The organism is Roseovarius sp. (assembly GCF_018066915.1).
In the GTDB taxonomy this organism is placed as follows: Bacteria; Pseudomonadota; Alphaproteobacteria; order Rhodobacterales; family Rhodobacteraceae; genus Roseovarius.
Map to the genome: position 1 here is coordinate 1 of NZ_JAGPVV010000233.1, position 17,679 is coordinate 17,679.

Below are 17,679 nucleotides of genomic sequence, written 5' to 3' on the forward strand. Positions count from 1 at the left end.
ACAAGACCCTCGCGGCCCAGCTATATGGCGAGTTCAAAAGCTTCTTCCCCGACAATGCGGTGGAGTATTTCGTTTCCTATTACGATTATTACCAGCCGGAAGCCTATGTGGCGCGCTCTGACACGTATATCGAGAAGGAAAGCTCGGTGAACGAGGCGATCGACCGGATGCGCCACAGCGCCACCCGGTCGCTGCTCGAGCGCGATGACGTGATCATCGTGGCGTCGGTGTCCTGTCTCTACGGGATCGGCTCGGTCGAGACCTATGGGGCCATGACCCAGGATCTCAAACTCGGCGAGAGCTATGATCAGCGCGCCATCATGGCCGATCTGGTGGCCCAGCAATACAAACGCAACGATCACGCCTTTCAGCGCGGCTCGTTCCGTGTGCGCGGCGACAGCGTCGAAATCTTCCCCGCCCACCTCGAAGACCGCGCGTGGCGCCTGTCCTTCTTTGGCGAAGAGCTGGAGGCGATCACCGAATTCGATCCCCTCACCGGCGAAAAGACCGACAGCTTCGAGAAAATCCGCATCTACGCCAATTCGCATTACGTGACACCCAAACCCACGATGCAGCAGGCCATCATCGGCATCAAACGCGAATTGCGCACACGCCTTGATCAGTTGGTCAACGAAGGCAAACTGCTCGAGGCGCAGCGTCTGGAGCAGCGCACCAACTTTGATCTCGAAATGCTCGAGGCCACCGGCGTCTGCAACGGGATCGAGAATTATTCCCGCTACCTCACAGGCCGCGCCCCCGGCGAACCGCCGCCCACGCTCTTTGAATTCATCCCCGACAATGCCATCGTCTTTGCCGATGAATCCCACGTCTCGGTGCCCCAGATCGGCGGCATGTACAAAGGCGACTACCGGCGCAAATTCACACTGGCCGAGCACGGCTTTCGCCTGCCCTCCTGCATGGACAACCGCCCTCTCAAATTCGAGGAATGGGACGCCATGCGCCCGCAATCGGTCTTTGTCTCGGCCACCCCCGCCAAATGGGAAATTGAGCAAACCGGCGGCGTCTTTACCGAACAGGTGATCCGCCCCACCGGTCTGCTTGATCCTCAGGTCGAAATCCGCCCCGTCGAAACCCAGGTCGATGACCTCTTGGACGAGGTGCGCCGTGTCGCCGCCGATGGCTACCGGATTCTCGTCACCACCCTGACGAAACGCATGGCCGAGGATCTGACAGAATATATGCACGAACAGGGCATCCGCGTGCGCTACATGCACTCTGACATCGACACGATCGAGCGGATCGAGATTCTGCGCGACCTGCGCCTTGGCGCCTTTGACGTGCTCATCGGCATCAACCTCTTGCGCGAAGGGTTGGATATTCCCGAATGTGGCCTTGTCGCTATTCTCGATGCGGACAAGGAAGGCTTCCTGCGCTCGGAAACCTCGTTGATCCAGACCATCGGCCGCGCCGCCCGCAACGCCGAAGGCCGCGTCATCATGTATGCCGACCGCATCACCGGCTCAATGGAACGCGCGCTCAATGAGACCAACCGCCGCCGCGAAAAGCAGGTGGCCTATAACATCAAGCACGGCATCACCCCGGCCACGGTCCGCAAGAATGTCGAGGATATTCTCGCCGGGCTCTACAAGGGCGATGTCGATATGTCCCGCGTGACCGCAAAGGTCGACAAACCGCTGGCGGGCGCCAATCTCGCCGCCGTGCTCGACGGGCTGCGCGCGGATATGCGCAAAGCCGCCGAAAACCTCGAATTCGAAGAGGCCGCGCGCCTGCGCGACGAGGTCAAGCGCCTCGAAGCCGTGGATTTGCTGATTTCCGACGACCCCTTGGCGCGTCAATCCGCGGTCGAGGCCGCCAGCGCCGAGGCCGTCAAAGGCCGTGGCCGCTCCACCGCGGGCAGGCCGGGACAACGCGGCGGGAATGTGAAACGGCGGGGGCGGTAGGGTGCGCATTCATTGCGCACCACCAACCGCTCCCCGATCAAACTGGTGCGCAATAAATGCGCACCCTACCGTCTGACCAGTCGCGCCCCGTGCCTATCCGCGCGCAGCACTCGTGCCCCCGTAGGGTGCGCATTCATTGCGCACCATCCCACATCCCCCCCTTGCCTTCCAGCAGGGGGAAGCTCCTATATCCCGATTGCGACCCCAACCGAGGATACACCCATGCGCCTAGCCCCCCTGACCGCCACGCTTCTGGCCCTCACCCTCTCGCCCGCTCTGGCCGACAGCCATGACCACTCCACCCACATGTCCCAAGACCTCCCCGCCTCGACCCGCGCCTATATGGAGGCGGCGTCCGCGATGCATGGCGGGATGGACATGGACTATACCGGCGACGCAGACATTGATTTCCTGCGCGGCATGATCCCGCATCACGAGGGGGCGGTGGCCATGGCGCGGGTTGTGCTGGAGCATGGCAAGGACCCGGAGGTCCGCAAACTCGCCGAGGCCGTGATCGCCGCGCAAGAGGCCGAAATCACCTGGATGCGGGCACGTCTCGCCGAATTGGGGCATTGATCTGCGGGGGGCTTGTCGCCCCCCACTCGGGCTTCCTGAAATCTTGTACAAAATCCGCGTACAAACCTTACAAAGCTTACACGCGGACGCTGCGGATCAGAGCTGTTCCATCACCGCGTCCGAGGCCTCGAAATTGGTAGTGACGCGCTGCACGTCGTCATCATCCTCGAGCGCCTCGATCAGCTTCATCAGCTTCTGCATGCTCTCAAGGTCCATCTCGGTCGTGGTGGTGGGTTTCCACACCAGCTTGGTCGATGTGCTCTCGCCCAAGGCGGCTTCCAGCGCGGTGCCCACCTCGCTCAGGTCCGTATCGGCACACCAGATCGTGTGGCCATCGTCCCCGGATTCCACATCCTCTGCCCCAGCCTCCAGCGCGGCCATCAGCACCGTGTCGGCATCGCCCACGCTCGCCGGATAGGTGACTTCGCCCTTGCGCTCGAACATGAAGCCAACGCTGCCGGTCTCGCCCAGGTTGCCGCCGTTCTTGGTAAAGGTCGAGCGCACGTTCGACGCGGTGCGATTGCGGTTATCGGTCATCGCCTCGACGATGATCGCAACCCCGTTGGGACCGTACCCTTCATAGCGGATTTCTTCATAATCCTCTGCATCGCCCCCCATCGCCTTTTTGATGGCGCGCTCAATATTGTCCTTGGGCATGGATTGCGCCTTGGCTTCCTTGATCGCCAGACGCAGGCGCGGGTTCTTGTCCGGGTCAGGGTCGCCCATCTTGGCCGCAACCGTTATCTCTTTGGAAAACTTGGAAAACAGTTTCGCCCGCACGGCGTCTTGGCGCCCTTTGCGGTGTTGAATATTCGCCCATTTGGAATGGCCGGCCATGGTGCCTTCTCCTGCATATCCGGGAATCTGCCGCCTTTTATACGCTTGCCGCGCACAGAGCAACGCCCCGCCCCGCCGTGCCGCCGTTTGATTTATGTCAAGTTTATTAGACACATTACACTGTAACCTAAACAGATACATAGGGAGTCCCGCCATGCGCATCGTCTTGATCCATCCCAATTATCACTCTGGCGGGGCCGAAATCGCCGGAAGCTGGCCGCCCGCTTGGGTCGCCTATCTGGCGGGCCACCTGCGTGATGCGGGATATACCGACGTCACCTTTATCGACGCCATGACCAACAATCTCGAGGATGACGCCCTGCGCAGCCGCCTGCGCGATCTAAACCCAGATGTTGTGGGTGTCACCGCCATCACCCCCTCGATCTATGTTGCTGAGAACATCCTCAAACTCGCACAAGAGGTGGTGCCCGGCGCGCTACGGGTTCTGGGCGGCGTGCATGCCACCTTCATGTATAAACAGGTGCTCTCCGAGGCCCCTTGGGTGGATGTCATCGTGCGCGGGGAAGGCGAGGAAATATTCCTCAACCTGATCCGCGCCGCCGACTCTGGCCAGTGGCTCGAAAAGCGTAAATCGATCAAAGGCTTGGCCTATCTGGATGGCGACACCATCACCGCCACCCCTGCCGCCTCGACGGTCAAAGATCTTGACGCGATCAACCCCGACTGGTCGCTCCTTGAATGGGAAAAATACATCTATGTGCCGCTTGGCAAACGGGTCGCCATTCCCAATATGGCGCGCGGCTGCCCCTTCACCTGTTCCTTTTGTAGCCAATGGAAATTCTGGCGCGATTATCGCGTGCGTGATCCCAAGAAGGTGGTGGATGAGATCGAGAATCTCGTCAACAACCACGGCGTCGGCTTCTTCATCCTCGCAGATGAGGAACCCACTATAAACAAAAAGAAATTCGTGCAATTCTGCGAGGAGCTCATCGCTCGCGACCTGCCCGCCCGCGTGCAATGGGGCATCAACACCCGCGTCACCGACATCTACCGCGACCGCGACCTCTTGAAATTCTACCGCAAGGCCGGTCTGGTGCATGTCAGCCTTGGCACCGAAGCGGCCGCGCAACTGAAACTCGACCAGTTCAACAAGGAAACCACCGTCGCCCAGAACAAGGAGGCGATCCAGCTTCTGCGCGAGGCGGATATCTTTACCGAGGCGCAGTTCATCGTGGGGCTCGACAACGAGACCCCCGAAACGCTGGAGGAAACCTTCCAGATGGCTTGGGACTGGCAGCCGGACCTCGCCAATTGGGCGATGTATACGCCCTGGCCCTTCACGCCGCTCTTTCAGGAGCTCCGCGACCAGGTCGAAGTCTTTGATTTCTCGAAATATAACTTCGTCACACCGATCATGAAACCCGCCGCCATGACGCGCGGCGAACTCCTCGACGGGGTGATGAAGAACTACCGCCGCTTTTACATGCGCAAGGCGCTCTTTCACTATCCATGGCGCGGCACAGGCTATCGGCGGCGCTATCTCTTGGGCTGTCTCAAGGCGTTTCTCAAGGCCGGCTTTGCCCGCACCTTCTATGATCTGGGCAAGGCGGGGTATTGGGGCCCCCAAACCAAGAACACCGTTCATTTCGATTTCGACGAAACCCGCACCATCGCCGAGGCCCAGATGGAGGATTGGGAGGCCAGCGCCGACCGCGCCGCCCGTGCCGCCGAACGCCGCGAAGCGGTGCGCGCCCAGATGAAAGACCGCGCCATCGACCGCAACGATGGCTTCAAGATGCCCAATGGGGCCGAGGTCCGCGCCTGCGGCGGCAGCACACAGCAGATGGATGCCTGACGGCAGTCACATGACCGCCCGCATTGGTCCCAATGCGGTGCTGCAACTGGCCCCCGCGATGGACCGCATCGCGGGAGAGGGCGCACGCCGCGCCCTCTTTGCCCCCCTTGGCTTTGATCCCCTGCCCGACCCGACCGCGATGATCGACGAGACCCGCGTCGCCGCGCTGCACGGCGCGCTGCGGCGGCAACATCCTGAGAACGCGCGTAAAATCGCCATTGCCGCAGGCCAAGGCACCGGCGATTACATCCTCGCAAACCGTATCCCGCGCGGCGCGCAATCCCTTTTGCGTGCCCTGCCTGCACGGCTCGCGGCCCCGATCCTGACCCGCGCCATTCTCGCCCATGGCTGGACCTTCTGCGGCACCGGCAGCTTGACCGCCAAATCCGGTCCGCCGGTGGTTTTTACCCTCGCCGACAATCCGATCATACGCGGCGAGAGGGCCCTTGCGCCCCTCTGCCATTGGCACGCCGCCGTCTTCGAGCGGCTCTTTACTCGGCTGGTTCATCCACGCGCGCATGCGGTTGAAACAGCGTGCTGCGCAACTGGCGCTCCGGCCTGTCGCTTTGAAATCGACTGGCGGCATTAGCCTTAGAGCGGCCAGAGAAACGGGATCAGCGCACTCGCCAACAGGCCGATGCTCAGGTTGAGCGGCACGCCCACCCGCAGGAAATCGGTGAATTTATAGCCACCGGGGCCATAAACCAGCGTGTTCGTCTGGTATCCGATGGGTGTTGCAAAACTCGCGCTCGCCGCCACCATCACCGCCACCACCAGAGGCCGCGCGTCGATCCCCATGGCATCGGCAAGGCCAATGGCAATCGGCGTGACCACCACAGCCACGGCATTGTTGCTGATGAGTTCCGTCAAGAGCGAGGTTAACAGATATATCGCCCAAACCACCATGAACCCCGGCAAAACCGACAAGGCAGGCGCGATCCCACCTACCAGCATCTCAACCGCGCCAGAGGTCTGCAAGGCCACACCAATCGCCAGCATGGCAAAGATCAGGGCCAGCAACTGCCCGTCAATAAAGGAAAAAGCCTCATCCGCATCAATGCAGCGCGCCAAGAGCACCATCGCCACCGCCATGACCGCAAGCGCCAGAATCGGGGCCACGCCAAGACCTGCCAAGACCACGATCCCAGCGAGGGCCAGCACCGCCAGCGGCGCATGCCCACGCCGGAACGCGCGCGCCGATGTGTGCGAGACATCGACCATCTCCATCTCACGCGAGAGGCGCTGAATATCCTCGGGCGCACCCTCGAGCAGCAGGGTATCGCCCACCCGCACCACCAGTTCATCCAGTTGCCGCCCGATGTTCTGGTTACGGCGATGCACTGCCAGCGGATAGACGCCAAAGCGCCGCCGCAACCGCAGCGCGCCCAAGGACCGCCCCACCATCTTGCAGCCCGGCGTGATCAGCACCTCGACCGTCGTCGTTTCGACCGCCGAGACCTGATCCACGCGCTTGAGGCTCTTGTTGCGTTGCAGGCTCAAAAGCTCGGTCATCTGCGTCCGCAGAACCACCCGGTCGCCCACCTGCAAGGTGACACCGGCCAGATTGCGCCGGAGTGATTGATCGCCCCGGATCACGTCAATGAGCCGCACACCCTCGCGCTTGAAAAGCTGCACACCCGTCACTTCCCGGCCGATAAGGTTGCTCTCGGGCGGGATGACGGCCTCGGTAAAGAATTTCATCTTGGAGCGGTCCGACAGAAGATCGACCATGCTGTCGCGCGCAGGCAAGAGGAAGGGACCGAAAAACCGCAGATAGATCGCCCCCCAGAGCACCAGAACGATGCCGAGGGGCGTCACTTCGAAAATCGTGAAGGGGGCCAGCCCCTGCGCCCGCGCCACGCCATCCACAAGCAGGTTGGTCGAGGTGCCGATCAGCGTTGTAATCCCGCCGAGAATTGCGGCATAGCTAAGCGGAATCAAGAGCTTGGACGTTGGTATCTGAAGCGTGCGCGCCAGTTGGACAAAGACCGGAATCATCACGACAACCACCGGCGTATTATTCATGAAGGCCGAGCCGATCACCACCGACAAGAGCAGCATGGCAATCGCAAGGCGCGGGTTTTGCTTGGCCTGCCGATCCGCCAGCGAGGTAAAGGCATCCAGCGCGCCGGTGCGCACCAAGGCCCCCATCACGATGAACATGGCGGCAATGGTCCAAGGCGCGGGGTTGGAAAAGACTTCGAGCGCCGCACCATAGGGCAGCACCCCAAGCGCCAGCAGCACCGCCACACCGGCAATCGCCACCACCTCTGTGGGATAGACCTCGCGCACGAAGAGCACGAACATCGCCACCACGACCGCAAGCGTCAGAAGCGCCTGACCCGTCTGGGACATACCGAGAAACTCAACCACTTAAACGCGCCCTCTCATGGTCCTGCGCCAGTCTCCCCGATCCCGCGGCAGGCAGCAAGTATCCTGCGCCCAGTTTCGACGGATCAGGGGCCCGACTGTTCCAATCGCCCGCCTTGGCGCACCATTTCGATCCGCGTGGCGCGGCCCGTGGCATCGTCGGTCTCGATATAGACACCCGAGACCGTCACGGCCCCCATGGCGGGGGTAAAGCGATCCTTGGTCATGCCGGTGACAAAGCGGCGCATCGGTTCGGTCTTGTCCATGCCGATCACGCTCAGGTAATCGCCGCACATGCCCGCATCGCCCTGAAACGCGGTGCCACCGGGTAAAATCTGGGCATCCGCCGTGGGAATATGGGTATGCGTGCCCACCACAAGGCTGGCGCGCCCGTCGCAGAAATGGCCCATCGCCATTTTCTCGGACGTGGCCTCGCAATGCACATCGACCACTGTAGCCTGCACCGCACCGCCCAAGGGATGCACCCGCAACACCGCGTCAATCGCCGAAAACGGATCATCATAAGCGCGGCGCATGAACACATTGCCCAGCACCTGCGCCACCAGCACCTTGCGCCCGCGCCCATCGGTAAACACACGGTGCCCGCGCCCCGGTGCAGCCTTGGCATAGTTGAGCGGGCGGATCAAACGACCCTCACGCTCGATCGCCTGCATCATGTCCTTTTGGTCAAAGGCGTGATCGCCCAAGGTCACGCAATCGGCGCCTGCCTCGAACAGGTCCTTGGCATGCGCGGCCGTTAGGCCCATCCCGCCCGAAGCATTCTCGCCATTGACCACCACGAAATCGAGCTTCCACGCCTCACGCAGCTTGGGCAGCCGTTCCGCCACCGCCGCACGCCCCGCGCGCCCCATCACATCGCCAAGAAACAGTATTTTCATGGGTATCGGTGTTAGGCCCCTGTCACGCCAAGGGCAAGGGCCAATGCAGACCCTCAGCTTCCGCGATAGGTCGTGTAGCCATAGGGCGAGAGCAAGAGCGGCACATGGTAATGGACCCTCTCCGACAGGGTAAAGCGGATCGGGATGAGGTCGAGAAAGCCGCTCTCGGCCCCCGCCGCACGCAGGTAATCGCCCGCATGAAACAGCAACTCGTAGTGGCCGGGCGCAAATTCTGCCTCGGGCAGAATGGGGCCATCGGTGCGTCCGTCCGAATTGGTGCGCATCTCACGCAGCGGCAGGGGGCCTGCGTCCGTGATCCGGCTCAGGCGGATCAAGAGCCCCGCCGCCGGACAGCCGCGCGCGGTATCCAGCACATGCGTCGTCAGATATCCGGGCATCCTTGATCCTCTCCTCGTGACAGAGATCGCGTTTTCTGTATCTCCTAGGGAAACGGGCGCGGGATCAAGCCCCGAATACACCCAAGGAGGATCGCCATGCCAGACCGCTACCCCCGCGACATGCGCGGCCACGGTGCCCATCCCCCTGATCCACAGTGGCCAGGGCGCGCAAACCTCGCGCTGCAATTCGTGCTGAATTACGAAGAGGGCGGCGAGAATTGCCTGTTGCATGGCGATGCCGCCTCTGAGGCGTTTCTGAGCGAGATCGTCGGGGCCGCCCCCTGGCCCGGCCAGCGTCATTGGAACATGGAATCCATCTATGATTATGGGGCGCGTGCCGGGTTCTGGCGGCTGCATCGCCTGTTCACCGACTATGGCATGCCGCTCACTGTCTTTGGTGTCGCCTCGGCGCTTGCCCGCAGTCCCGACCAGGTGGCCGCCATGCAGGAGGCGGGCTGGGAGATTGCCAGCCACGGGCTGAAGTGGATCGACTACCGCGATTATTCCCCAGAGGACGAGCGCGCCCATATGCAAGAGGCCATTCGCCTGCATACCGAGGTCACGGGCCATGCGCCCGAGGGCTGGTATACCGGGCGCTGCTCAATCAACACCGTCGATCTGGCAACCGCCCAAGGCTGCTTTGCCTATATCGCCGATTCGTACGCTGACGATTTGCCCTACTGGCACCATGCCAACGGGCGGGATCAGGTGATCGTGCCCTACACGCTCGATTGCAATGACATGCGCTTTGCCACGCCGCAGGGGTTCAACGCGGGCGATCAGTTCTTTGCCTATCTGCGCGACAGTTTTGACGCACTCTTGGCCGAAGGGCGCGCCGGTGCCCCCAAGATGCTCTCCATCGGGCTGCATTGCCGCCTAGTCGGGCGTCCGGGGCGGATCATGGCGCTGCGGCGGTTTCTGGACCATGTCGCCAAACAACCCGACGTCTGGATCACGCGGCGGGTCGATATTGCCCGGCATTGGGCCGCCACCCATCCGCCCACGCGCCAAGACCGCCCATCGCAGATGGACCGCACGGCGTTTGTCGCCCGCTTTGGCGGCGTGTTTGAACATTCCCCATGGGTGGCCGAGCGCGCGCATGCGCTGGAACTTGGCCCCGCCCATGACAGCGCTGTGGGCCTCCACAACGCCCTTTGCCGCGCGTTTCGCAGCGCGACCGAGGCGGAACGGCTGAACGTGCTGCGCGCCCATCCCGACCTTGCGGGCAAACTGGCACAGGCGCGACGGCTGACCGCCGCCTCGACCAATGAGCAGGCAAGCGCGGGGCTCGATGCACTGACCGATACCGAGCGCGCCACGTTCGAGCGCCTCAATACCGCCTATATCGCGCGCCACGGCTTTCCCTTCATCATCGCGGTGCGCGACCATGACAAAGCGGGGATCATGGCGGCATTTACCCGTCGCCTCGAGCAGGACAGCGCCACGGAAACGGCCGAGGCCTGCCGTCAGGTTGAACGCATCGCACTCTGGCGGCTGCGGGACATGCTGCCATGACGCGGATCACGGTCAAGCCGCTGACCGAGGCGGCGTTCGCACCCTTTGGCGATGTGCTGGAGGTGCGCGGGCCCCCGGACCGGCTTATCAACCAAGGGCTCTGCGGGCGGTTCCACGACCGCGCGCGGCTTGATTTCGGCGATGGGCGTGCGGGCCTCAGCCTCTTTGACGCCGAGCCCCGCCGCCTGCCCTACCGCCTCGAGATGATGGAGCGTCACCCCGACGGCAGTCAGGCGTTTGTCCCGATGACCATGGCCGCTTTTCTGGTGATCGTCGCGCCGGATGCGGGGGGCGTTCCCGGATCACCGCAGGCGTTCCTGACCGCGCCGGGACAGGCGATCAACCTGCATCGCGGCACATGGCACGGGGTTCTGACGCCACTGTCCACACCCGGTCTCTTTGCCGTGCTGGACCGGATCGGACCGGGTGACAATCTTGAAGAACACTGGTTCGATACGCCCTACACCGTGACCGCGTAATCAGCCGCCGCAAATCTCCTGCAGGCGCAGCCAATCGGAATCGCTGAGCAGGGGCGGCGGCGGCGCGGTGCCGGCAAAGGGGTCCGCCTCGATCAGCGCGACGGTGGACTCTCCGGTGATGTCCTCGGCATAGGCATAGGGGCGCGCGCGCACCTGCCAATGCGCAAAGCCCGCCAGCATCGCCTCGGGGGCGACAGGCTCGGGTGGCGCGGACATCAACTGCTCGGCATGTGCGCGCAAGAGGTCATCCGGAAGAACACCCGTCGCCAACAGCCGCAACGATGCAGACAGCCCGCCCTCCTCGAGAATCCGCGCCAAGGGATCATGCGCCTCGGCGCGCAAATGCGCGGCGATGATATGGCCAGCCACCACGTCTGGTTCGCTATGGTCCTCAACCAGATCGGCATTGATCAGAACCACGCCCCCCGGCACCCGCAACGCCCCCTCGATGCCGCCGCGCACCATCAAGAACCGCGCCACGCCCCGTCGGGGCGGCAAACGCCGCGCCAGTTGAGCCAAGGCAGCCTCTCCGCCCGGACCATCGCAGACCGGACCCGTCACCCGTTGCAGATGCCCCAGCAGCGCCTGTCCGATTTCAACCCGCTTGACCATCGGCACCACGGTCAAGGCATGGTCGCGGGCGGCCCCCGGCAACCAGAACAGCACCAATCCCGCGACCGCCGCCGCACTTGCCAGCACCCCCACCAGCCTCAGCCGTCCCGGTCGTGGCCGCTGCCGCGCAACAGCGCCGCGCAGCGTCTCGATGGCCGCGATCATCTCGGCCTCGTCCTCGGTCAATTCCAGCGTCTCGCCGGGATCGCCATCGGGGTGATAGATTGCCGGACTCTGCCCCGGATTGGCCCGCGCCACCGCCGCAATCGACCAATGCGCCAGCACCCGCTCGCGCAGATCGGTGATGGTCAGCGTCGCCTCGCCCACGGATACGATCACGTCCACCCGCTGCGCATCGGGATTGGCCCGCCAAAGGCCCGCCGCCTCAAGCCGCTGATATCTGGTCAGTGCCGTCTTTTTCATGTCCCGGGGGCTGCCTGCCTTTATTTCTGGCACGCTAACACGCCGGGACCAAGGCGGGCAATCGCAAGAGTGCGGCGTCAAGACGCCCTTTCACGTGCCTCAGTCGACGTGATTGCTCACATCAGCGCCTGCAACTGCCGCTGAACCGCCGCAAACCGCGCGACAATCGCCGCTCGATTGACGTGCGCCCCCGCGCGGACCACATGCCGCCCCGCTGACCAGACATCGCGAATGGCGCGGTGATCCCCGGCAAAGACGAGCGTATCGAGGGTCATATCGCCCACGCGCCCCGCCAGATCGGGTTGCTGCGCGTCGAGTGCCACCAGATCGGCCCACAGCCCCGGTGCAATTGCGCCGCTGGCGCGCCCTGCTGCCTGCGCGCCCCCGGCCACGGCCCCGTCCCAGAGAACCCGGCCCGTTGACCGTGTGGGGGTGGCCAGAACCGCCCTCGCGCGGTCCCGCAGGCGCTGCGAATATTCAAAGCCGCGCAATTCCTCGACCAAGGAAATGCGGATATTTGAATCGCTGCCCACGCCAAAGCGTCCGCCTTGCGTCAGATAGCGCGCCCCGTCGAAGATCCCGTCGCCCAGACTGGCCTCGGTGATGGGGCAGAGACCCGCAACAGCACCGCTCTGCGCCAAGCCTGTCGTCTCCTGCGGGGTCATCTGCGTGCAATGGATCAGGCACCACCGCTCGGACACCGGTGCATTGTCCAAGAGCCATGTCACAGGCCGCGCGCCAAGCGCTGCCTCGACCTCGACCACCTCCTCCTCTTGCTCCGCGAGGTGCATATGGATCACTCGGTCGCCTGCGAGGTCTGCGCAAAACGCCAGATCCTCGGGCTGCACCGCGCGCAGGGAATGGGGCGCGACCCCGATACCGCTATCGGCGCGCAAGGCGGCAATCGCCTTGGCGGAGGCATCAAAGAGCGCGGCAAAGCGGTCCGGGCCATTGCCGAACCGCCGCTGCCCCGGCGCCAATGCGCGCCGGTCAAGCCCGCCATAGCGATAGAGCACCGGCAGGAGCGTGAGACCGATACCGGTCTCTTCCGCCGCCGCGCAATGCCCCTGCGCCATTTCCGCCAGATCGTCATAAGGCGTGCCGTCGGGCTGGTGATGCAGGTAATGGAACTCTGCAATCGCGGCATACCCGGCCTCGAGCATTTCCATCTGCACCATGGCGGCAATCGCGCGGGCGTGGTCCGGCGTCAGATGCTCGAGAAACCGGAACATCAGCCGCCGCCATGTCCAGAACGTGTCGCGCGGATCAGGGCCGCGTGCCTCGGTCATCCCGGCCATGGCGCGTTGAAAGGCATGGGAATGGAGGTTGACCGGCGCAGGCAAGAGCGTGTCCAACCGCTGCCCCTGCGGCGCAGTATCGGGCGTCACCGTGGCAATGCGCCCCTCCGCATCCAGCGTGACACAGACGTCTTTTGCCCAACCGTCCGGCAAGAGCGCCTGCCGCGCCCAGAGTGTCCCTTGCATCGCTCTCATCGCCTTGACTCGATTATTATGTATAAGCATATTATTGCCACGCCCCGTTTCGAAAGGAAAGACGCAAGTGCAGGACGCCGCCGCCGACAGCGTTGTCTCGGTCCAGTCGGGCGAGAGCCCGCTTGTGCTGGCCATGCCCCATGCAGGCACCGACCTGCCGCCCGAAATTGCCGCGCAACTCAACGACACCGGGCGCGGGCTCAGCGATACAGATTGGCATATTGACCGGCTCTATGAGGGTCTTGTGCCGGGGGCAAGCGTGGTTGCGGCACGGTTTCACCGCTATGTCATCGACGCCAATCGCGACCCCTCGGGGGCCAGCCTCTATCCTGGCCAGAACACCACCACGCTGGTGCCGCTCACGGATTTCGACGGCGCGCCGCTCTGGACGACGCCCCCGACCGAGGCCGACGCGATAGAGCGGCTTGCGCGCTACCACGCCCCCTATCACGCCGCACTCAGCGCCGAGTTGGACCGGGTGCGCGCCCGCCACGGCTTTGCCATCCTTTATGATTGCCACTCGATCCGCTCGGAAATCCCGTTCCTATTTGCGGGACGGCTGCCGGATTTCAACATCGGCACCAATGACGGGGCCACCTGCGCCCCTGCCTTGGCCTCCCTGACAGAGCGTCATTGCCGCGCGGCAAGCGGCTATAGCACCGTCACCAACGGACGGTTTCGCGGCGGCTGGACCACCCGGCACTATGGCCGCCCGCAAGAGGGGCTGCACGCCATCCAGATGGAATTGGCGCAAGCCACCTATATGCAGGAAACGCCCCCTTGGGACTATGCACCGGACCGCGCCACACGCCTGCGCGCCGTGCTGGGCCCGATGCTGCGCGCCATGGCAACGCTTGATCTCTGCCGGTAACAGCCTTGCCACGGCAGAGCGGTTTGCATAGCCTCACCGCAGGTATCCCACGGGAATACCGGATCAAAAGCGGGGCATTCGCAAGACTGCACCCTTGCCAATTCAGGGTGAAACAGATGCAACAGCTTGTCAGGGGCGCGCGCGGCCTCATCGTCGGGACGGCGCTCGTGGTCGGGATGGCTTCACCATCACCCTTGTGGGCGCGGCGCGGCCCGGCCCTGCCACGATGAAGACCCCGCAGAACCCCTATGACGTCGACGGCTTTCACGCCGAAGCGATTGCCGCAGGGCGGCACCGCGACGTTGTGGGCGGGCGGTGGGAGGAAACCGGCCGGGTGCAGATGGCCCTTTTGCGCGATGCGGGCCTGATGCCGCACCATCACCTGCTGGATATCGGCGCAGGCTCGCTGCGTCTTGGGTGCAAGGCGGTGCCTTATCTCGAGCCGGGGCATTACTGGGCCACCGATGCCTCGCGCGCGCTCTTGCTGGCAGGCCATGCGGCGGAGCTGACAGAGCCATCACACCTCAGCCCCGATCACCTGATCGAGGATGCGCGGTTTGACTATCCCGGCGTGCCGGGGTGCATCACCCATGCCATCGCCTTTGCAGTATTCCCGCATTTGCCTATGGCGCATTTGCGCCGCGCTTTGACCAACCTGCGCCGCTTTGACCGGATCGAGACGTTTTTCTTCACCGTCTTCCTTGTCCCCGACGCGGCACAGGCCGCCACCGCCTATCGCCAGCCCGACGGCGTTGTCACCCATGACATCCGCCCACCCTATCACATTCTGCCCGAGGATGTGGACCACATGGCGCGGATGACCAGTTGGCAGGCGGCACGCAGCCCTCTGCGGCTGCCGCGCGGTCAGGTGCTCTATACCGCCCAGCCGATCCGCTGACCCGCGCTGCTGCATTTTCTTGCGGCATAATATTTTTGCATCTGCTAAGGTGCCGCAAACCCGAAAGAGGTCGGAATGAGCAGCAAGCCTGAAATGAACGATGCGCTGCGCGAACATATCATCGCGCAACCTGATCTGATCCTCGAGGATCAAGACCTGATGCGCGCCCTGATCGCCGCCAACGAGCGGGCGATGGGCGGCAATATCGTGGACCTGCGCGGCATCGCCATGGACCGGCTCGAGGCGCGTCTGGACCGGCTTGAGGACACGCATCGCTCGGTGATCGCGGCGGCCTATGAAAACCTTGCGGGCACCAATCAAGTGCATCGCGCCATTCTGCGCATGCTCGATCCCATCGAATTTGAGACTTTCCTGCGGGATCTCGGTGGCGAAGTGGCCCATATCCTGCGGGTGGACGCTGTGCGCCTTGTGCTTGAATCGGTGCAGAACGATAGCGATCCGGCCGTGCGCCGCTTGGGCGATGTGCTCTCGGTTGCGGAACCCGGTTTCATCAAATCCTATCTCATCGGCAACCGCGACGTGCCCGCCCGCCAAGTCACCCTGCGTCAGATCGACGAGGGCGACATGCGCGTCTATGGCCGCGAAGCGCCCTATCTGCGCTCTGAGGCGTGTCTTTTGCTCGATTTCGGCGCGGACCGCCTGCCCGGCATGCTGGCCATGGGGGCCGAAGACCCGCATCAGTTCAGCCCGCAGCAGGGCACTGATTTATTGGCCTTTTTCGCGGGAGTCTTTGAGCGCACCATGCGCCGCTGGCTGTCATGATTTCGCAGGCCGCCCGCGACGCCCTGTCGGCGTGGCTGGCCACACAAAAGGCGCTCAAGGGGGCCGCCGCCAATACGATTGACGCCTACGCCCGCGATGTCGGTGATTTCCTCCGCTTCATGACGCAGCATCACGGCGAGACACAAGGCTTGGGCGCTCTGTCTCGCATCACCACCTCCGATATGCGCGCGTGGATGGCCCATACCCGAGGCGGCGATGTTGGCCCCCGGTCACTTGCGCGCAAGCTCTCGGCGGTCAAGAGTTTCTACCGCTGGCTGTCCGAGCGCGAGGGGTTTGAGCCCACGGCGGTCCTCTCGACCCGCTCACCGAAGTTCCAGCGCAAACTGCCCCGCCCCCTCTCGCCCGAGGCGGCATCAGAGATGATCGACACGCTCGATGCGCAGAGCCTCACGCCATGGATCGCCGCTCGGGATCAGGCGGTTGTGACCCTGCTCTATGGCTGCGGCCTGCGCATATCCGAGGCGCTCAGCCTGACCGGGGCCGACCTGCCGCTTGGTCCAGTGCTGCGCATCATCGGCAAGGGCGGCAAAGAACGGCTGGTGCCGGTGATCGACCCTGCCCGCGCGGCGGTGGCACATTATGCCCGCCTTTGCCCCTATGACATCCCCCGCAACGGTCCGCTTTTCTTGGGGGCACGTGGCGGCGCGCTCAGCCCGCGCCTGATCCAAAAGGTGATGGAACAGGCCCGCGCGCAGCTTGGCTTGCCTGCGACGGCAACGCCACATGCCATGCGCCACAGCTTTGCCACGCATCTCTTGAACGCAGGCGGCGACCTGCGCGCCATTCAGGAGCTTCTGGGCCATGCCTCGCTCTCGACCACGCAGGCCTATACGGGCGTCGATACCGCACGACTGATGGAGGTCTATGCCCGCGCCCATCCGCAAGGGGGCGGATAACGCGCGCGTCAAGCGACCCGCGTCAGTATCCGTATTTGGCGATGCTCTCGCCCTCGGCCCGGTTCATCACCACCCCCAAGAGCGGCGTATCGGTGCCGAACCGCGCCTTGACGTCGCGGATATGCTGGGCGGTCGTGCGCCCACCGCCCACCACGATCAGCACGCCGTCGAATTGCGGGCGGAACCCCAACACATCGTCGTAATAGAGCGCGGGCGGCATATCGAAAATCACCACATCCGGGGCAAGGCGGCGATACAGGTCCTGCAACACTTCGCCGGTTTCCGGCGCGTGCAGGATTTCGGCAGCATAAGGCTCTGCCCGGTCGTTGAGGCCCATGGCCAAGGTCTGACCAATATTGAGCGCATTCTCCTCGGGACAGGTCAGGAACCGCTGGAGCGGGATGTCACCGCTCAGAAACCCGGCCATGCGACCGGGGTCAGGCTGGCCCAGAGTATGCGCCAGAGAGGGGCGGCGCAGATCCATGTCCATCAGCACGGTGCGCACGCTCGATTGCCGTGACAGGCTGATCGCGAGATTTGCCGCAACAAAGGATTTGCCGCAATCGGGCGTGGGCGAGGTGATCGCCACCCGGTGCCAGCCATGGGTGCGCAGCGCCGCCAAAAGCTTGGTGCGCAGCACGTCAAAGGCCACATGCGCGGGGTCCTCGCGCGTGGCGGAAATGAGCCGGTGCTTGGCCAGATGCTTGGGGTCAAGCACGACCCGGCGCAGCGCAGGCCAGAGCAGCGGCGCAGGCGCGGGAATGGGGTCTGCCTCGGCAAGGACCGGTGCAATCGGCTCAGGCTCAGGCTCAGGCTCAGGCTCAGGCTCAGGCTCAGGCTCAGGCTCAGGCTCAGGCTCAGGCTCAGGCT

Annotated in this window: 17 protein-coding genes; 10 read left to right on the top strand and 7 right to left on the bottom strand. The window is 63.7% G+C overall.

Annotated elements, in window-relative coordinates; translation table 11 throughout:
- Positions 1–1,922 (top strand): excinuclease ABC subunit UvrB (uvrB, locus tag KBT70_RS13010; RefSeq protein WP_296634166.1); only part of this gene is annotated, 1,922 nt, incomplete at its 5' end.
- Between the two features lie 222 nt (positions 1,923–2,144).
- The gene (locus KBT70_RS13015) at positions 2,145–2,498 is read left to right on the top strand and encodes a DUF305 domain-containing protein (RefSeq protein WP_296634168.1); all 354 of its coding nucleotides are present in this window, start codon (positions 2,145–2,147) and stop codon (positions 2,496–2,498) included.
- 96 nt (positions 2,499–2,594) lie between these two features.
- Here KBT70_RS13015 and KBT70_RS13020 read toward each other — a convergent pair whose 3' ends face one another.
- Positions 2,595–3,335: a YebC/PmpR family DNA-binding transcriptional regulator gene (locus tag KBT70_RS13020; RefSeq protein ID WP_296634171.1), complete on the bottom strand. Its 741-nt coding sequence runs from the start codon at positions 3,333–3,335 to the stop codon at positions 2,595–2,597.
- A gap of 154 nt (positions 3,336–3,489) precedes the next feature.
- On the opposite strand from KBT70_RS13020, the gene bchE reads away from it, so the two are divergent.
- Both bchE and bchJ read left to right on the top strand, forming a co-directional pair.
- Positions 3,490–5,151: a magnesium-protoporphyrin IX monomethyl ester anaerobic oxidative cyclase gene (bchE, locus tag KBT70_RS13025; RefSeq protein WP_296634172.1), complete on the top strand. Its 1,662-nt coding sequence runs from the start codon at positions 3,490–3,492 to the stop codon at positions 5,149–5,151.
- Positions 5,144–5,740, top strand: coding sequence for a bacteriochlorophyll 4-vinyl reductase (bchJ, locus tag KBT70_RS13030; RefSeq protein ID WP_363270614.1), 597 nt, complete (start codon positions 5,144–5,146; stop codon positions 5,738–5,740). Before bchE ends, bchJ begins: the two co-directional genes overlap by 8 nt.
- A 2-nt stretch (positions 5,741–5,742) precedes the next feature.
- Here the strand turns inward: bchJ and KBT70_RS13035 are convergent, their stop codons facing one another.
- The 3 genes from KBT70_RS13035 to uraH all read right to left on the bottom strand — a co-directional run bounded on the left by KBT70_RS13035 (position 5,743) and on the right by uraH (position 8,818).
- The gene (locus tag KBT70_RS13035; protein WP_296634218.1) at positions 5,743–7,506 is read right to left on the bottom strand and encodes an SLC13 family permease; all 1,764 of its coding nucleotides are present in this window, start codon (positions 7,504–7,506) and stop codon (positions 5,743–5,745) included.
- 101 nt (positions 7,507–7,607) lie between these two features.
- A complete protein-coding gene (locus KBT70_RS13040) occupies positions 7,608–8,420 on the bottom strand; it encodes a TIGR00282 family metallophosphoesterase (protein WP_296634179.1) in 813 nt (270 codons plus the stop codon).
- 53 nt (positions 8,421–8,473) lie between these two features.
- Positions 8,474–8,818, bottom strand: a complete 345-nt coding sequence (gene uraH, locus KBT70_RS13045) for a hydroxyisourate hydrolase (protein WP_296634183.1) — start codon at positions 8,816–8,818, stop codon at positions 8,474–8,476.
- A gap of 96 nt (positions 8,819–8,914) precedes the next feature.
- Here uraH and puuE point away from each other — a divergent pair, with 96 nt between their 5' ends.
- Together puuE and KBT70_RS13055 are read left to right on the top strand one after the other, a co-directional pair.
- A complete protein-coding gene (gene puuE, locus KBT70_RS13050) occupies positions 8,915–10,333 on the top strand; it encodes an allantoinase PuuE (RefSeq protein WP_296634187.1) in 1,419 nt (472 codons plus the stop codon).
- The gene (locus KBT70_RS13055) at positions 10,330–10,812 is read left to right on the top strand and encodes an ureidoglycolate lyase (protein ID WP_296634192.1); all 483 of its coding nucleotides are present in this window, start codon (positions 10,330–10,332) and stop codon (positions 10,810–10,812) included. Before puuE ends, KBT70_RS13055 begins: the two co-directional genes overlap by 4 nt.
- On the opposite strand, the gene KBT70_RS13060 is transcribed toward KBT70_RS13055, so the two are convergent.
- Positions 10,813–11,847 (bottom strand): hypothetical protein, encoded by a 1,035-nt coding sequence (locus KBT70_RS13060; protein ID WP_296634195.1) that lies wholly within the window; start codon positions 11,845–11,847, stop codon positions 10,813–10,815.
- Between the two features lie 116 nt (positions 11,848–11,963).
- The gene (locus tag KBT70_RS13065) at positions 11,964–13,331 is read right to left on the bottom strand and encodes a formimidoylglutamate deiminase (protein ID WP_296634200.1); all 1,368 of its coding nucleotides are present in this window, start codon (positions 13,329–13,331) and stop codon (positions 11,964–11,966) included.
- A gap of 76 nt (positions 13,332–13,407) precedes the next feature.
- On the opposite strand from KBT70_RS13065, the gene hutG reads away from it, so the two are divergent.
- From hutG to KBT70_RS13085, 4 genes are all read left to right on the top strand, one after another.
- On the top strand, positions 13,408–14,211 hold the full coding sequence (gene hutG / locus KBT70_RS13070) for an N-formylglutamate deformylase (protein ID WP_296634205.1): 804 nt from the start codon (positions 13,408–13,410) through the stop codon (positions 14,209–14,211).
- A gap of 94 nt (positions 14,212–14,305) precedes the next feature.
- Positions 14,306–15,109, top strand: a complete 804-nt coding sequence (locus KBT70_RS13075) for a class I SAM-dependent methyltransferase (protein ID WP_296634209.1) — start codon at positions 14,306–14,308, stop codon at positions 15,107–15,109.
- Positions 15,110–15,184: 75 nt separating this feature from the next.
- Entirely contained in the window at positions 15,185–15,892 is a 708-nt protein-coding gene (locus KBT70_RS13080; RefSeq protein WP_296634211.1) for a DUF484 family protein, read from the top strand.
- Complete coding sequence (locus KBT70_RS13085; protein WP_296634213.1) at positions 15,889–16,809, top strand: tyrosine recombinase XerC; 921 nt, start codon at positions 15,889–15,891, stop codon at positions 16,807–16,809. The genes KBT70_RS13080 and KBT70_RS13085 overlap by 4 nt, the downstream gene beginning before the upstream one ends.
- 22 nt (positions 16,810–16,831) lie before the next feature.
- Here KBT70_RS13085 and KBT70_RS13090 read toward each other — a convergent pair.
- Positions 16,832–17,679, bottom strand: an 848-nt coding sequence (locus tag KBT70_RS13090) for a CpsD/CapB family tyrosine-protein kinase (RefSeq protein ID WP_296634215.1), incomplete at its 5' end; no start/stop codon positions are given.

What these genes read in the sequence shown, in the direction of transcription:
- bchJ (WP_363270614.1), top strand. Translation starts at nt 5,144, where the DNA reads ATGCCTGACGGCAGTCACATGACCGCCCGCATTGGTCCCAATGCGGTG.
- puuE (WP_296634187.1), top strand. Translation starts at nt 8,915, where the DNA reads ATGCCAGACCGCTACCCCCGCGACATGCGCGGCCACGGTGCCCATCCC.
- KBT70_RS13080 (WP_296634211.1), top strand. Translation starts at nt 15,185, where the DNA reads ATGAGCAGCAAGCCTGAAATGAACGATGCGCTGCGCGAACATATCATC.
- KBT70_RS13065 (WP_296634200.1), bottom strand. Translation starts at nt 13,331, where the DNA reads ATGCAAGGGACACTCTGGGCGCGGCAGGCGCTCTTGCCGGACGGTTGG.
- KBT70_RS13015 (WP_296634168.1), top strand. Translation starts at nt 2,145, where the DNA reads ATGCGCCTAGCCCCCCTGACCGCCACGCTTCTGGCCCTCACCCTCTCG.
- KBT70_RS13055 (WP_296634192.1), top strand. Translation starts at nt 10,330, where the DNA reads ATGACGCGGATCACGGTCAAGCCGCTGACCGAGGCGGCGTTCGCACCC.
- uraH (WP_296634183.1), bottom strand. Translation starts at nt 8,818, where the DNA reads ATGCCCGGATATCTGACGACGCATGTGCTGGATACCGCGCGCGGCTGT.
- KBT70_RS13060 (WP_296634195.1), bottom strand. Translation starts at nt 11,847, where the DNA reads ATGAAAAAGACGGCACTGACCAGATATCAGCGGCTTGAGGCGGCGGGC.
- bchE (WP_296634172.1), top strand. Translation starts at nt 3,490, where the DNA reads ATGCGCATCGTCTTGATCCATCCCAATTATCACTCTGGCGGGGCCGAA.
- KBT70_RS13020 (WP_296634171.1), bottom strand. Translation starts at nt 3,335, where the DNA reads ATGGCCGGCCATTCCAAATGGGCGAATATTCAACACCGCAAAGGGCGC.
- KBT70_RS13035 (WP_296634218.1), bottom strand. Translation starts at nt 7,506, where the DNA reads ATGTCCCAGACGGGTCAGGCGCTTCTGACGCTTGCGGTCGTGGTGGCG.
- KBT70_RS13085 (WP_296634213.1), top strand. Translation starts at nt 15,889, where the DNA reads ATGATTTCGCAGGCCGCCCGCGACGCCCTGTCGGCGTGGCTGGCCACA.
- KBT70_RS13040 (WP_296634179.1), bottom strand. Translation starts at nt 8,420, where the DNA reads ATGAAAATACTGTTTCTTGGCGATGTGATGGGGCGCGCGGGGCGTGCG.